Here is a 15,007-nt window from a genome sequence, read left to right as displayed (position 1 = left end):
CCTTTAGCAAAGGGCAAATCAAAAGCAAGGAGTGTTTATAAAATGGCAGAACGTAAGCCAGAATGGCTAAAAATAAAGCTAACGACAAACGAAAATTTCAATGAAATCAAATCGATGATGAGAGATAAAACGTTACATACGGTTTGTGAGGAAGCAAGATGTCCAAATATTTACGAGTGCTGGGCAGTGCATCGTACGGCAACATTTATGATATTAGGGGACATTTGTACCAGAGCGTGTCGTTTTTGTGCGGTTAAAACAGGATTACCTACAGAATTAGATTGGGCGGAGCCTGAACGTGTGGCAGAAGCAGCTGAAAAAATGGGTCTAAAGCATTGTGTCGTTACATCTGTTGCTCGAGATGATCTTAAGGATGGTGGAGCGACGATCTTTGCTGAGACGATTAAGGCTATACGTAAACGTCTGCCTTTCTGTAGCGTAGAAGTTCTAATTCCAGATTTCATGGGAAGCTATGATGCACTCAAAATTGTCATGGATGCAAAGCCGGATATTTTGAACCACAATATTGAAACAGTTCGTCGTCTTTCTGATCGAGTACGAGCTAGGGCAAAATATGAACGTACCTTAGAGCTACTTAAGCGAGCTAAAGAAATGCAACCGGGGATACCTACTAAATCTAGTATTATGATTGGAGTGGGGGAGACTTGGGATGAAATTATAGAGACGATGGATGACTTAAGAGCTAATCATGTTGATATCGTCACCATTGGTCAGTATCTTCAACCTACTAAGAAACATATCAGCATTGAGAAGTACTGGCATCCAGATGATTTTGCGAAGCTTAGGGAAGAGGGCTTGGAGAGAGGATTTAGTCACGTAGAATCTGGTCCGCTAGTTCGCTCTTCTTATCATGCTCATGAACAAGTGAAATCTGCTCAAAGAAATGAGCAGACGGTATAAAGAAAAGGAAGGAGTCCATGCTACAAGCTGGTGCTCCTTCTTTATTTTTACTCATGCTTTTGATCCATATTGTGCTTCATATCCTTATCTAATTGTTCATTAATGCGCTTTGATTGATAAGGATCTCTTGGTCCTCCTAGCTTCTTGATGATGTGATCTACTTGTGCACGGAGCTGAGCTTCTACACGATGGTGAGAAGGAACCTTTGTGACATCCTCTAAGCTCCTCACAAGCTCTATGTCATCTGCTACATAGATATCGAACCACCTTGGTGCAAGAGCTTCACCTGCAAGTTGGACCTGTTCTCTAACTAATTCAGGATCACTTACACTACTTGCCGTATAACCGATAATGATCTCCCGCTTTGTTGTGATTACGGCTGATTCCTGGACATTAGGTAAACCTACAACAATCTGTGAAATACCGTCAGCCAACACCTCGCGATCAATGTTTATGTCCATACCGTAGCCTTGCTGCAATACCTCAGGGTCATTTTTCTTGTGCTCTACATAGCCATAGGGAATGGAATCCTGCGACATATCTCCACCAGGCTCAGGGGTCCTACCTAGCTTATGGTTATTCTCTAACCTGGTATTCATATCATGGGCTTGGGGGAAAATGCTTCGTACAGCATCGTTTTCGTCCGCTTGCTCGGCCCCTTGCTTTTTATATAGTGCTTTTAATCCCTTACTATTATTTGGATATTGGTATGGAGAGGCTTCTTGTCCTAGATTTGCTTGACAGGCTGAGGTAAGGAAAAGCATAGGGAGAAGAGCTAAAGCTATCCAGCGTTTGTTCATTTTTTGACACCTCCTTCGACTTAATGTGCCCAGCTTAGGTGAAAGAAGTGTATATAAAATATTTCCTTTGTGCCAGAGTGATGATATGATAGGCTTAATTAGTAAGGAGTGGTGTTATGATCCAAGTTCAGGGTACTTTTTATGAAGTTCAACAAGAAGTGCGTGATGGATGGCAGCCTGACGCTTTTAAAGAACGTTATAGTGATGTTTTATCTAAATATGATTATATAGTAGGTGACTGGGGATATAGTCAGCTGCGCCTGCGAGGATTTTATGATGATTCAAATAAAAAGGCAAAGGCAGCATTTGATGCGAAAATTAGTACATTAGATGAATATATACAGGAATATTGTAATTTTGGCTGTTCCTACTTTGTGGTTCGCAAGGTAAAGCCCTCCGAGCTTAAACAGCTGAAGGGGATAAAGGAGCAGCAACCTTCAGTACCTTTAGAAGCTGAAGAAAAAGAAATTCAGGAAGAGAGTGTTCCTTCTGGAGAGTAAGATGGAGTAAGATTACTCAAATAATCGTATTAGGAATTAAAAAAGCCTAACCCTCTAGGGTTAGGCTAATAGTAGATGACCGCAGCGTAGAAATGAAAGACTGATTTAAGCCCCTACAACCTGCTCTAAAAAGTTAAGAAGCTCTTGAGCTTCTTCTTCAGTTAAATTGTAGGCGTGTTCTAAATAGCCTTCCTCTTCTAAATCATCCTTTCCGATGATGGCTGAACGCCCTGTTTGTATGTCACATACAAGTATTTTTCCATAAAAACGATTGGAAGAAGTAATTGCTAAATCAAAACGCTTTGCGTCACCTATAAAACCAACAAAGCGGGTACGCGTATCCTCTGTATCGTCGTACATAAAAATTGATTCACTCATCATTAACGCTCCTATCTATTTGCCATTCTTTATTTATTAGCTCTATTTAGTATAAAATAAAACAAATGATTAATAAAGGGAGTAAGGTGATCAAATGGACACAGGCATAGCTATGATAACTTTGTTAGGTATTGTTTTAACCTTTGTTATCGTTATTTTGTACAGTAAAAGAAAAGCAAAAAAAGACAAATAGATGGAGTGAAATTATGTACTTTGTAGATCGACAGAAGCTTGAACAGCATATGCAATATATGGAGCAGCTTTGTAAATGGTCTTTAGAGCTTAATCAAGTCTTTGAAGAACCGATACAAAGACTTGCTATGGAAAGGCTAGTTCATATGCAAATCGAGGTTCTTCTGGATATTGGGAATCTGATGATTGATGGATTCATAATGCGTGACCCCGGGAGCTATGAGGATATTCTTGTCATTCTAGAGGATGAGAAAGTCATTGATACGGAAGACAAAGAGCTTCTTCTTCCATTTATCCTTTGTCGAAAAGAGCTAGTTAGCGATTATATGCATAGTAATCATGATCACATATGGCATGTATACAAAGAGGCTTTTGAAAGTTTAAAACGATTCCCGCAGCAAACAAGACGTTATTTAGAGGAACAATTAGGACCAGTATCTGCTTTCACCCCAAAATCATAGAAAGAAGTAGATGGCATTCAATTACTTAGTGTATAAAATTAGCTGCTACTTTCTAAACAATTTGGTATAAAAATTTACTTATTCCTTAGAATCAAGTAAAATAAGTGTAAAGGGTGGTGAAAAGGATGCAAATGCAAAAGTCTGTCTCAACCCGCGATGAAATTCTTAAAATGCTGAAGACGAAGGGCCGTCTTCCTGTAAGTGAAATGGCTCAGCAGTTAGGGATTACAGAAATGGCTGTACGTCGTCATTTAAATACTCTAGAGCGTGATTTATATATAGATACAGAGCTTATCAGGCAAGCTATGGGAAGACCTACAAATGTCTACTACTTGACGGAAAAAGGGCATGATCTTTTCCCTAAGAACTACTCTGATATTGCCTTAGACTTTTTGAAGGAAATTGAGGAGATCGATGGCTTAGAAAAAGTGGAGCAGCTTTTTTCTCGCAGGGAGGAGAAGCTCGAATCAACGTATGCAGAGCGTATGCAGAATTTAGCTTTCGAGGATAAAGTTAAAACTCTAGCTGATATTCAAAATAACAAGGGATATATGGTTGAGTGGAGCAAAACAGATGATGGGGAGTATGTTTTTAAGGAATACAACTGTCCAATCTCTGAGGTGGCTAAGGAATATAATCAGGCCTGTCAATGTGAGCTCTCTCTTTTCAAAAAGCTCTTAGGAACAGAAGATATTCAGCGTACAGAGTGTTTGGCAAAGGGTGGGACCCATTGTGTTTATATCGTAAAAAAGAATCTCGTTAAGGAGTAACGGGATTCTTTTTTCTATAAAATTAAGTGTCCTTACCATCCAAATAAGAATTGGATTATGAGTTTTTGGTCTACATTTGTTATTGAAGGAGTTAATCATCATGCAAAAGTATAAGTTATATATCATAGATCTTGATGGAACCATGTATAGAGGCACTGAAGCCATTGAAGAAGCACCGTACTTTATCAACCAAATCAAAGAACTAAAGCAGGATTATGTGTTCCTCACAAACAATTCCACAAAAACCTCTGAAGGGGTTCTTGAACACTTGAATCTGTTTGGTATCCAGGCAGAGGATCATCAAATATATTCCACAAGTAAAGCGACAGCTCAATATATTAGTTCACAAAAAAAGAATGCTAATGTGTATATGATTGGAGAAAAAGGACTTAAGCAGGCGCTCCTAGCTGAAGGACATCAAGTATTCGGTGCTGAAAGGGGAGTAGAGGCATCAGCTATTGATTTTGTAGTGACAGGGTTAGACAGACAAATTACTTATGAGAAGCTAGCTGGAGCCGTATTGCATGTGCGACAGGGTGTTCCTTTTATTTCAACGAATGCGGATAAAGCTTTACCTACCGAAAGAGGTCTTTTACCAGGTAACGGTTCGTTAACGGCAGTCGTACAGACAGCTACTGGAGTAGAGCCTAAGTATATTGGGAAACCGGAGCCCTTAATGATTGAGATGATCCTTAGAGAGAGAAACCTGCAGAAGAAGGAAGCCCTCATGATTGGTGATAATTATGAGACAGATATCTTAGCAGGAATCCGAGCAAATATTAATACAGCAATTGTTTATACCGGCTTCAGCAAACCGGAGCATGTGAAGGAGGAACCGCATAAACCAACCTACGAATGGAATACGTTAGCAGATGCTCACAAAGATATTTTTGTGTAGCAACGATTAGATAATAATAACTCAGGGTAATTTGGACTAGTCGATGGAATGGGCTAAGCGGCTAGATGCGCTTGCTGCAATAGCCCCCACAATATCATCCAAAAAGGTATGACACTGACCGGTTCCTTTTTGATTTAGTTTTTGTAAAATACCAGGCTTTATTTTATCTATATAACCGTAATTAGTAAATCCAATGCTTCCGTACACGTTCACAATGGATAAAGCAATGACCTCATCTATCCCGTACAAGCTTTCATCATTTTTGACTATTGAGAGCAGAGGTTCGTCGATTTGATTAATCTCTGCCATTTTATCGATAAAAATTCCTGTAATAATAGCGTTCTGAACCTCTCTTTTGGAAAGTACACGATCAATATTTTCCAAGCAGATCTCCATGGTTAATTGAGGGATATACTTTTCCTGCAAATGATACACAAGCTCCCCGATATCCTCTAATTGAACACCTCTTTCTCTTAGTAATTCAAGGCATTTTTGTTTCATGGGATCATACTTTTGTTTTTTAGTCGACAAACCTTTCACCTTTCCTTTCAAACTAGATATTCTATATACTATGTTTTGTCAGCAAGAGGGAAACCTATTCACTGTAGAAGATGTAAATAAAGTCATGTTATAATTAACAATAGAGAAATTTGTTAGAGGGGGAGGTAAGTAAAGGACAAATATGATCTGTAAAGGTTAATTGAAAGCGCTAACATTTTTTTAGAATAGTTTTCTGAGTGGACTGACATATATGGATAGTGGGGATAAATTTTACGTAGAACTGATTTTACACATATGCTAGTAATGATCGAAAGAAAAAAGGCCAAACTCAGTTTATTTGAGTTTAGCCTAATTCATTAAGCTCTATTTAGAATACTTGTTCAACTTCACTTACTTCAGGAATTTCTTCTGTTAAGGCACGCTCAATTCCTGCCTTTAACGTCATAGTTGAAGCTGGGCAGCTACCGCATGCTCCAAGTAATCTAAGCTTAACGATCCCATCGTCAACACCGACTAATTCACAGTCTCCACCATCACGTTGTAGAAAAGGGCGGAGTTTATCTAATACTTCTTGGACTCTATTCTCTAATGTCATTTCAGTCATGGATATACAACTCCTTTCTTACTTCTATTATAGTGCCCTTGAACAAAAAAATCTATGAATACGCTCAATTTTATGCAAAAGCACAAAACCAATAAAGATACATGTTCTAAGATATTTTGTATATTTTGGCCAGTCACATATATTTTGAAGTGTACATCTTAGACAGAGTATAATACACTTATATGGAATGATTAATATCTAAGTATGTACATTGGAATAGGTGGAAAAGATGAAAAAAGTGTATAGAGGAATGAAGGAGCTTATTGGCAACACTCCTATTGTAGAGCTTACTCAGTTTGATTTACCTAATCAGGTTCGTTTGTTTGCTAAGCTAGAGTTTTATAACCCTGGCGGAAGTGTGAAGGATAGATTAGGTGTAGAACTAATAGCAGATGCAGAAAATAAAGGGAAGCTAAAGGCAGGGGGGACTATCATTGAACCAACTGCGGGTAATACAGGAATAGGTATTGCTTTAGCGGCCATAGGAAAAGGCTACAAAGTCGTTTTTGTTGTCCCTGAAAAGTTTAGTATGGAAAAGCAAGAGATTATGCGAGCTCTAGGAGCTACCATTGTAAACACGCCTAGCGAGGAAGGGATTAAGGGGGCTATTGCAAAAGCAAAGCAATTAGAGCAGGAAATTGAAGGCTCTTATTGTCCTCAGCAATTCCATAATGAAGCGAATCCTGCTGCCCATTATAAAACAACTGGACCGGAAATTTGGGAGCAGTTAGATGGGAAGGTTGATGTATTTGTTGCTGGAGCAGGGTCAGGCGGGACGTTCATGGGAGTTTCAAGATATTTAAAAGAACAAGCCCCACATATAAAAACAGTCATTGTGGAACCTGAAGGATCTATTTTAAATGGGGGAGACTCTGGTCCCCATAAAACCGAAGGAATAGGTATGGAGCTTTTACCTCCTTTTATGGACACTTCATATTTTGAAGCTATTCACACCATAGACGATGAAATCGCTTTTGATTATGTAAAGGAACTCGCTACAAAAGAAGGCTTACTTGTTGGAAGCTCATCAGGAGCTGCATTAGCTGCAGCACTTAAGGAAGCAGAAGTGGCAAAGCCTGGTGCTCACATCGTGACCATTTTTGCCGATAGTAGCGAGAGATACCTAAGTAAAAAAATTTATCAGGGAGGTATTTAGAAATGAAGCTAAAAACAAAACTGATTCACGGTGGGATTGATGGAGATCCAGCTACTGGAGCAGTGAGTGTTCCTATTTATCAGGTTAGTACCTATAAGCAGGATGGGATAGGAAACCATAAAGGATTTGAATATTCTAGAACAGGAAACCCAACTCGATTAGCGTGTGAGGAGCTTATTAAGGATATCGAAGGGGGAGCTAGAGGTTTTGCCTTTGGTTCTGGAATGGCTGCTATGTCAGCTATTATTATGTTATTTAAGCAAGGAGATCACTTTATCGTTGGCGATGATGTGTATGGTGGAAGCTATCGTGTGTTAACGAATGTGTTTAATCAATTTGGTATTGACGTTACATTTGTGGACACAAGTAAAATGGAGGAAGTAGAGGCAGCTCTTAAGGATAATACGGTTGCCCTATTCTTAGAAACACCAAGTAATCCGCTATTAAAGGTTTCAGATATTCAGCAGATTGCTCAATTCACGAAAGAAAAAGAGCTTATGCTTATCGTCGACAATACATTTATGACACCTTACTGGCAGAATCCAATCGAGCTTGGAGCTGATATTGTTCTGCATAGTGCTACCAAATATCTAGGCGGACATAGTGACGTAGTAGCAGGTCTTGCCGTTGTAAACAATGATGAACTAGGGGAGCGGCTTCATTATATTCAAAACGCTGTAGGGGGTATCCTAGGACCTCAGGATTCTTGGTTATTAATTAGAGGGATTAAAACACTAGGCGTACGTATGCAGGAGCATGAAAATAATACAAAAGAAATAGTAGCCTTTTTACAAAAGCGTGATGATATTGAGTCCATTTATTACCCAGGATTAAAGCTTCACCAGGGTCATGATATTCAGCAAAAGCAAGCTCGTGGTTTTGGTGGAATGGTTTCTTTTGATGTAGGAAGCGCAGAAAGAGCGGAGCGTGTCCTTGCCAAGGTGAAGTACTTTACACTTGCAGAAAGCCTTGGGGCTGTAGAAAGTCTAATTTCAGTTCCGGCAAAAATGACACATGCTTCAATCCCAGCAGAAAGAAGAGCGCAGCTAGGTATTACGGACGGGTTAGTACGTATTTCTGTAGGCTTAGAGGATATTGAAGATTTAATCGAGGATTTAACTCAGGCTCTAGAGGATTAATCATTAGAGAAGTAATAATTCTTAGAGGAAGAATAACTCCTTGAAGAAGAATAACCCATAGAAGAATAATAAAGCTCAGAGGATTGATATTCCAGAAGGACTTAGATAGAAATCTAACGCAGCAATAGTGGATTAAAAGAGTTAAAAGAAAAGGAGATAGTGAGTAATTGAGAATACTCACTATCTCCTTATTGTTTTGTAGAGATGAAAATGAATTATTTATATTTAGGATTTTTATAGAGTCGGCAAGGTAGAGCTATCCTAAGTGATTTTTATACATCCAAAGCACACCAGACTTCAGCACTCGTGGAACTCGTCCGATTAATGTGGTGCCTCCCATTTGTCCGAAGCCATGCTTTTTCCCTAGAGAGCCTAAGGTGCCCTTTAGCTTCATTTTAGGAAGCTTATCAGGAAGGCTTTGCCCTTTAATAATTGAGCTGATTATCATAGCAATTTGATCTCCCTGAGCCTCCGCAAGCTGTGCACTTGGAGCAAAAGGAAGACTAGCACAATCTCCAACTACGTAGGCATTTTCATAATTCGGAATGGCATGGTATTTCGTTAGATGTACTCGTCCCATAGGATCTTTTTCTACAGGAAGAGCTTGGACAATTGGATTTGCTTGTATCCCAGCTGTCCACACAATAGCATCTAGCTCAATTTCTTCATCATGGTTATATAATTTATTTGGCTCAACCTTTGTAATATTAGCTTTATGAATTAAGTCTACGCTACGATTTGTAAACCATTCACGAACGTATTTTCTTAGCTTCTCCGGATACGGGCTCAAGATACTTTCTCCACGATCGTAAATTTGAATGGTTAAATCAGAGCGGCTTTCTCTTAACTCAGCTGCAATTTCAACCCCACTTAAGCCTCCACCAACTATCGCTACTTTTCCGTTAGGCTTTACATTATTTAAGACTTGATACGTTTTCCTTGTGTTATCCATACTTTGAATGCTACACGTAAATTTGTCCGCTCCTGGCACTCCGTGATATCGATCCACACACCCAAGTCCAATAACAAGATAATCATAAGTCAAACTAGCTGCATTTTCATCTTCTAAATATACCTGTTTTGATTCAAGGTCAATTTCCTTAACAGATCCGTACACGACATTAACTCTTGAATCTGAAGGGAAAGCTACGCGAAGAGCAGAATCTGACTCTGTCCCTGCAGCAAGTGCATAGTATTCTGTTTTTAAGCAATGATAAGGTAAGCGGTCAACGATAGTAATACTTACATCGTTAGGCAAATCATGGCTTAATAAGCGCTGTGTAATTCTAAGTCCCCCATAGCCTCCACCTAAAATTAAAATCTTTTCCATCTTCCTACGTCCTTTCTCTACATGACTATCCATCTCAGCTGTTTTAGATAAAAATGCTTGCTAAGAAAAATAACCCTTACGTTCATTTAATGTTCACAATATTCCTTCATACAAGCCGCATTTGTCATGGCAATCCTTTAAATTCTAACGAAAATACAGTAAAAAATCAATACAGGGAACAATAAGCTTAGATTTTATTATCCTATTAGTGTGAGCAAGCAACTTGACGATACAAAATGAACTAGATAGGATTAAGAAAGAAGACATCAGCCCATATTATGATGGCTTAAAGAATCGATAAATGGTAATTAAGAATTAAGTTGTTAAGAAAGGTTGAATGCAGCTTTGAGACCTATAATAGAATTTTGTCAGAGTAATCTCGGTGCAGGAACGTTACGAGTTAAGGAAGAGCTTGAAAAGGATCCTGACCTGGATGTTATAGATTACGGTTGTCTAGGATTTTGTGGAGAGTGCTATCAGTATCCATATGCTTTGGTTAACGGGGAATTCGTTTATGGTGAAAGTCCAAAAGACTTGCTAAATAAAATTAGAGAAGCCATCGCAAAGGATGAGATGTTGTAATACCACGATATTTCATACCCTAACCCGTTACATTTGAAACTGTAGCTTCTAGCATCTTGTTGCTAGTTCATAAGTGGGTGGGAGCTTTTGAGTAAAAAACCTTCTAGGTATGATAACTGATATGCTCCCCTTGTGGTAGACAGTTTAAATATAAAAACTGTTTATTACAGGGAGGAGCATTTTTATGTCCCGCAAATCAAAAATATCAGGTTTTGAGAAAATAGAAGCGATAGAAAAATATCTTCACGGAGAAGACTCACTTAATCATCTAGCTCATTTGTTAGATGTTTCTTTTCAAACCATAAACAATGGCTTCAAACTTAATAGCTCATTAACAATGGCTTCAAACTTACCAGTCTTTAGGTCCAGATGGTCTTCTGCCTACATCTAAAAACACGGCCTACTCTAAGGAGTTAAGGATACTGGTCGTTCTCATCTCTACCTCACTCCTTATCCATTTTTTTGGGGTTGTTATGTATAACTTTCCGCTTTCACCGGACAGGTTATTCACAAGAGATGTTCAAAGACAGGTCGGTCAGACCGTAACATGAACTGAATCCTGTGTATCGTCCAAAAGTCCTCTCAAGCTGCGTTCCAGTCCAAGCCGCTCCTAAGATCAATCTCGACGCAAAAAACAACTTCTATCTGGGATAGAAGTTGAAAAAGGCCTTTTTTATGGAGTGGTCAAGTCACCTTAAGACACAACGAACTGAACGACAAGCGGTGTGCCGTCATTCAGGACATCGCCACCCGGGATGGTAATCTCAGTCGTCGAAACGGTGGATGTATCCGCTGTTTGCAAAATGCCGTTAATATACAGATTGTAATAATTGAACGAGCCCGGAAATGCTGTGGCGACAGTGCCGCTGTCGTCAGTAAATGCTGTGGCAGAAATAGCGAATGTTGCCCCCGTTCCTGTCCCTGCACCAAAGGTGGATGCGAATCTCAGACTATTTTGATATGGAGTTACGATTGGCATGGTTCCTCACCTCCCTACCTAAAAATAGTATATGTGGTAGATTCGGAAGTAGTAAAGGCGCAGGGACGGGGAATTATAACTATTTTTATCCATTTTACACTTGAACATTAAATTGTACAGTCTCAATAATGATTGGCGTACCAGCAAATATGGTGCCGCTTTGCGCAGGAAAGAACAACATGCCAGGACTTACGCTATATGAATTGCTTGGTTGCACAAGACCGTTAATGAATAGATTATTAAAGCTGTTTGTGCCTAGTCCAGCAAATTCGGTAACGCTGTTTCCATCATCATCGCTGAACCCCCCCGCATGAATTGTAACAGAGGAGGATAAGTCCAGATCTGTAGGTGGGAAATAAAAGTACCGGTATACGGTAGGAATAATTTCGATTATCGAAATGTCGCCCGTCGGGCCTGTTGCACCTGTCGAACCGGTTGACCCGGTTTCCCCTGTGGTCCCAGTAGCCCCATCGAGTCCAGCCGGCCCAGTTTCCCCCGTGGCTCCTGTGACCCCAACTCCAGTAGCGCCAGTAAGCCCCGTGGCTCCGGTTAATCCGGTAGCTCCAGTAGCCCCATCGAGTCCAGCTGCCCCGGTATCGCCCGTGGCTCCAGTGACCCCAACTCCAGTAGCGCCAGTAAGCCCCGTGGCTCCAGTTTCCCCTGTGGTTCCAGTAGCCCCATCGAGTCCAGCCGTCCCAGTTTCGCCCGTGGCTCCTGTTACTCCAGTAGCCCCCGTCGCTCCTGTAAATCCAGTGGATCCTGACCCTCCTTCATAAGGTCCAGTTGGTCCCGTGGCCCCTGTAACTCCTTGAATACCCTGTGAACCTTGATAGCCCCTAAAACCTCTTGGACCACGTCTCCCGCGAGGTCCCCGTTTTCCTCGTGTACTTTTTTTTCCTTTTATTGAACCACATTTATATATGTTTAAGAGACTTCTCTTAATAATAATTTGCTTTTTAAGACATCTCTTTTTCTTCCTACTCAACTTTTACATCACCTCAATACCAAAAAAATAAGTAGCTAAATAAATATCAGGACTGGGTATCTAGGTTTTTTTTGAAAATAAATGAAAATGATCCATAAATCCAATAAAAAGTTAATTTAGTTTTCTAAAATATGGTTTTTGGTAAAAGAAGCATCAGCAAAAGCATATAGATGCTCTTGCTGATGCTTCAGTAAATCAATTCTTTAATTAAACGATGACAATACCAGCACTCGCATATCCAGCTATAGTGTTAATAAGGGTTACCCCTGCTGCTGTTGCTGAGAAAACAAGTAGTAATCGAGTTCCTGCAGTTACAGGAATGGACAATCCTGTATTAACTCCACTACTGATTGCGCCTAAAGCTACAGCCCCTGTAAGAGGAGGAGCTAATGTTACTTCTGCTCCAGGAATAGGAGAGAAAATATTGTCTGGAGTAGTTGAGCTAAATAATTGTGCTGTAATAGTAACAGTTGTTCCAAGGAGTGCTAATGCAGCAGTGGTACTGAAGTAACCAGCTATTGATGAAATGGTACCATCTCTAGGAACAGAGAAGGAGAAGTTAAGAAGGGTACCGCCTGCCCCAGTTAAATCGATAGTTCCCCCTAAAACACTGATTCCAGCCACAGATGCACCGAAACCAACTAAACTTGTAGTACCTATAAGACCACCAGCAATTGTTGTCAAAACAGCTGGAACTCCTGATGCAAATGGAATGATTGCTCCAGCCCCATCCACTCCAGTTGCTCCGGTCTCCCCAGTCGCCCCGGTGACTCCAATGCCCGTAGCACCAGTAGCCCCTGTAGCGCCAGCTAATCCAGCAGCTCCAGTTTCTCCAGTAGCCCCTGTAACGCCAGCTAATCCAGTAGCCCCAGTTTCACCAGTCGCCCCTGTAGCGCCATCAAGCCCAGCAGGTCCAGTTTCACCAGTCGCTCCCGTGGCCCCATCAAGCCCAGCAGGTCCAGTTTCACCAGTCGCTCCCGTGGCCCCATCAAGCCCAGCAGGTCCAGTTTCACCAGTCGCTCCCGTAGCGCCATCAAGCCCAGCAGGTCCAGTTTCACCAGTCGCTCCTGTAGCCCCAGCTAATCCAGCAGGTCCAGTTTCTCCAGTCGCCCCTGTAGCCCCAGCTATCCCAGCAGGTCCAGTTTCACCAGTCGCTCCTGTAGCGCCATCAAGCCCAGCAGGTCCAGTTTCTCCAGTCGCCCCTGTAGCCCCAGCTATCCCAGCAGGTCCAGTTTCACCAGTCGCTCCCGTAGCGCCATCAAGCCCAGCAGGTCCAGTTTCTCCAGTCGCTCCCGTAGCGCCATCAAGCCCAGCAGGTCCAGTTTCACCAGTCGCTCCTGTAGCGCCATCAAGCCCAGCAGGTCCAGTTTCTCCAGTCGCTCCTGTAGCGCCATCAAGCCCAGCAGGTCCAGTTTCTCCAGTCGCTCCTGTAGCGCCATCAAGCCCAGCAGGTCCCGTTTCTCCAGTCGCTCCCGTAGCGCCATCAAGCCCAGCAGGTCCAGTTTCTCCAGTCGCTCCCGTAGCGCCATCAAGCCCAGCAGGTCCAGTTTCTCCAGTCGCTCCTGTAGCCCCAGCTATCCCAGCAGATCCAGTTTCGCCAGTCGCCCCTGTAGCCCCAGCTATCCCAGCAGGTCCAGTTTCTCCGGTTGCTCCCGTAGCGCCATCAAGCCCAGCAGGTCCAGTTTCTCCGGTTGCTCCCGTAGCCCCAGCTAACCCAGCAGCGCCAGTTTCGCCAGTCGCCCCCGTAGCCCCAGCTAACCCAGCAGCGCCAGTTTCGCCAGTCGCCCCCGTAGCCCCAGCTAATCCAGCGGCTCCAGTTTCTCCAGTCGCTCCTGTAGCACCTGTTACACTAAGCCCCGTAGGCCCAGTCACTCCAGTGCTTCCTGTGGCCCCCGTAGCCCCAGCTAATCCAGCGGCTCCCGTTTCACCAGTCGCCCCCGTAGTTCCTGTTACACTAAGCCCCGTAGGCCCAGTCACTCCAGTGCTTCCAGTTACTCCCGTCGCTCCCGTAGTACCAGTATCTCCTGGAGGTCCACCAGCAGGTCCCGTAGGTCCAGTGGCTCCAGTAGGTCCTGTTCCACCCTCGCCATATTCCCCGGTAGGTCCGGTAGGTCCCTGAATCCCTTGAGGTCCAGTGGCACCAGTAGGTCCAGTTCCGCCCTCACCATATTCCCCGGTAGGTCCGGTGGGTCCTTGAATCCCTTGAATCCCTTGAGGCCCCGTAGGTCCAGTTCCGCCTTCACCATATTCCCCGGTAGGTCCTTGAATCCCCTGTATTCCTTGTAATCCCCTAGGTCCTCTATATCCTCTATATCCCCTAGATCCCCTAGGACCTCTAAATCCCCTAGGTCCTCTAGGGCCGACTCTACCACGTTTACAGTGGTGAGGCCTACGATGACAAACCTTTCCAAAGTTTAACTGTAATTTAATACCACAGCTTGATGTACCAGTATGCCTGACAATATTTAAGCTTCTTTTTTTCTTTCTTTTGGCACATACATTTTTGTGTTCAGATCTACGCAAAATTCGTTTCTTTAAGCTTCTTTTAAACAAAAGCTTTTTTAATCTATGCCGATTAGAGTAGTGTCTAGCCATCCTCTTCCTATCACCTCATGTCCCATTATTTTCATGGATGTAATAAAGCTTTTAAAAGTAAGCCCGTATTTTAAATATATGTAGAATCAAATTAAGAGAAACGGCGAATGCCTTGTTTTAAAAAAATAAATGTCATTTTAACTAGGATTCTAGATAGTCATTTATGAGCCTAGTTCCCTAGATTTTAAAAGCTAACTCTCCTATTGAAACTATAAT

16 protein-coding genes and 1 pseudogene are annotated in these 15,007 nt (G+C 42.0%); 9 read left to right on the top strand and 8 right to left on the bottom strand.

The window, feature by feature from the left end:
- Positions 1 to 30 precede the first annotated feature (30 nt).
- Positions 31 to 921, top strand: a pseudogene (lipA, locus tag J2S11_RS01580) (lipoyl synthase); the annotation flags it as partial.
- A gap of 47 nt (positions 922 to 968) precedes the next feature.
- Here the strand turns inward: lipA and J2S11_RS01575 are convergent.
- Positions 969 to 1,721, bottom strand: a complete 753-nt coding sequence (locus J2S11_RS01575) for a YhcN/YlaJ family sporulation lipoprotein (RefSeq protein ID WP_307389975.1) — start codon at positions 1,719 to 1,721, stop codon at positions 969 to 971.
- A gap of 116 nt (positions 1,722 to 1,837) precedes the next feature.
- Here J2S11_RS01575 and J2S11_RS01570 point away from each other — a divergent pair, with 116 nt between their 5' ends.
- Complete coding sequence (locus tag J2S11_RS01570; RefSeq protein WP_307389972.1) at positions 1,838 to 2,221, top strand: YutD family protein; 384 nt, start codon at positions 1,838 to 1,840, stop codon at positions 2,219 to 2,221.
- 105 nt (positions 2,222 to 2,326) lie between these two features.
- Here J2S11_RS01570 and J2S11_RS01565 read toward each other — a convergent pair whose 3' ends face one another.
- Positions 2,327 to 2,599 carry a DUF3055 domain-containing protein gene (locus tag J2S11_RS01565; protein ID WP_370875416.1) on the bottom strand — a complete coding sequence of 91 codons (273 nt, stop codon included), beginning with the start codon at positions 2,597 to 2,599 and terminating at the stop codon, positions 2,327 to 2,329.
- Positions 2,600 to 2,805: 206 nt separating this feature from the next.
- On the opposite strand from J2S11_RS01565, the gene J2S11_RS01560 reads away from it, so the two are divergent.
- The 3 genes from J2S11_RS01560 (at position 2,806) to J2S11_RS01550 (ending at position 4,920) form a co-directional block, all read left to right on the top strand.
- The gene (locus J2S11_RS01560) at positions 2,806 to 3,252 is read left to right on the top strand and encodes a DUF86 domain-containing protein (protein WP_307389967.1); all 447 of its coding nucleotides are present in this window, start codon (positions 2,806 to 2,808) and stop codon (positions 3,250 to 3,252) included.
- A gap of 125 nt (positions 3,253 to 3,377) precedes the next feature.
- On the top strand, positions 3,378 to 4,022 hold the full coding sequence (locus J2S11_RS01555) for a helix-turn-helix transcriptional regulator (RefSeq protein ID WP_307389964.1): 645 nt from the start codon (positions 3,378 to 3,380) through the stop codon (positions 4,020 to 4,022).
- A gap of 100 nt (positions 4,023 to 4,122) precedes the next feature.
- Positions 4,123 to 4,920 (top strand): TIGR01457 family HAD-type hydrolase, encoded by a 798-nt coding sequence (locus tag J2S11_RS01550; RefSeq protein WP_307389963.1) that lies wholly within the window; start codon positions 4,123 to 4,125, stop codon positions 4,918 to 4,920.
- Positions 4,921 to 4,956: 36 nt separating this feature from the next.
- On the opposite strand, the gene J2S11_RS01545 is transcribed toward J2S11_RS01550, so the two are convergent.
- Both J2S11_RS01545 and J2S11_RS01540 read right to left on the bottom strand, forming a co-directional pair.
- Positions 4,957 to 5,421: a phosphatidylglycerophosphatase A family protein gene (locus J2S11_RS01545; RefSeq protein ID WP_307390214.1), complete on the bottom strand. Its 465-nt coding sequence runs from the start codon at positions 5,419 to 5,421 to the stop codon at positions 4,957 to 4,959.
- Between the two features lie 367 nt (positions 5,422 to 5,788).
- Positions 5,789 to 6,025 (bottom strand): NifU family protein, encoded by a 237-nt coding sequence (locus tag J2S11_RS01540; protein WP_307389962.1) that lies wholly within the window; start codon positions 6,023 to 6,025, stop codon positions 5,789 to 5,791.
- A 229-nt stretch (positions 6,026 to 6,254) separates the two neighbouring features.
- Here J2S11_RS01540 and cysK point away from each other — a divergent pair, with 229 nt between their 5' ends.
- Both cysK and J2S11_RS01530 read left to right on the top strand, forming a co-directional pair.
- Positions 6,255 to 7,181 carry a cysteine synthase A gene (gene cysK, locus J2S11_RS01535; RefSeq protein ID WP_307389959.1) on the top strand — a complete coding sequence of 309 codons (927 nt, stop codon included), beginning with the start codon at positions 6,255 to 6,257 and terminating at the stop codon, positions 7,179 to 7,181.
- 2 nt (positions 7,182 to 7,183) lie between these two features.
- On the top strand, positions 7,184 to 8,320 hold the full coding sequence (locus J2S11_RS01530; RefSeq protein WP_307389957.1) for a bifunctional cystathionine gamma-lyase/homocysteine desulfhydrase: 1,137 nt from the start codon (positions 7,184 to 7,186) through the stop codon (positions 8,318 to 8,320).
- Positions 8,321 to 8,576: 256 nt separating this feature from the next.
- On the opposite strand, the gene J2S11_RS01525 is transcribed toward J2S11_RS01530, so the two are convergent.
- A complete protein-coding gene (locus J2S11_RS01525) occupies positions 8,577 to 9,650 on the bottom strand; it encodes an NAD(P)/FAD-dependent oxidoreductase (protein ID WP_307389955.1) in 1,074 nt (357 codons plus the stop codon).
- Between the two features lie 345 nt (positions 9,651 to 9,995).
- On the opposite strand from J2S11_RS01525, the gene J2S11_RS01520 reads away from it, so the two are divergent.
- Positions 9,996 to 10,232: a DUF1450 domain-containing protein gene (locus J2S11_RS01520; RefSeq protein ID WP_307389952.1), complete on the top strand. Its 237-nt coding sequence runs from the start codon at positions 9,996 to 9,998 to the stop codon at positions 10,230 to 10,232.
- A 184-nt stretch (positions 10,233 to 10,416) separates the two neighbouring features.
- A complete protein-coding gene (locus tag J2S11_RS01515) occupies positions 10,417 to 10,623 on the top strand; it encodes a hypothetical protein (protein WP_307389949.1) in 207 nt (68 codons plus the stop codon).
- A gap of 303 nt (positions 10,624 to 10,926) precedes the next feature.
- Here J2S11_RS01515 and J2S11_RS01510 read toward each other — a convergent pair whose 3' ends face one another.
- The 3 genes from J2S11_RS01510 to J2S11_RS01500 form a co-directional block, all read right to left on the bottom strand.
- Entirely contained in the window at positions 10,927 to 11,211 is a 285-nt protein-coding gene (locus J2S11_RS01510; RefSeq protein ID WP_307389947.1) for a DUF4183 domain-containing protein, read from the bottom strand.
- 94 nt (positions 11,212 to 11,305) lie between these two features.
- Complete coding sequence (locus tag J2S11_RS01505) at positions 11,306 to 12,196, bottom strand: DUF4183 domain-containing protein (RefSeq protein ID WP_307389944.1); 891 nt, start codon at positions 12,194 to 12,196, stop codon at positions 11,306 to 11,308.
- A 207-nt stretch (positions 12,197 to 12,403) separates the two neighbouring features.
- A complete protein-coding gene (locus tag J2S11_RS01500; protein WP_307389942.1) occupies positions 12,404 to 14,791 on the bottom strand; it encodes an exosporium glycoprotein BclB-related protein in 2,388 nt (795 codons plus the stop codon).
- Positions 14,792 to 15,007 lie beyond the last annotated feature (216 nt).

The organism is Bacillus horti, assembly GCF_030813115.1.
GTDB classification, from domain to species: Bacteria; Bacillota; Bacilli; order Caldalkalibacillales; family JCM-10596; genus Bacillus_CH; species Bacillus_CH horti.
This window is presented reverse-complemented; position numbering and strand designations above follow the sequence as displayed.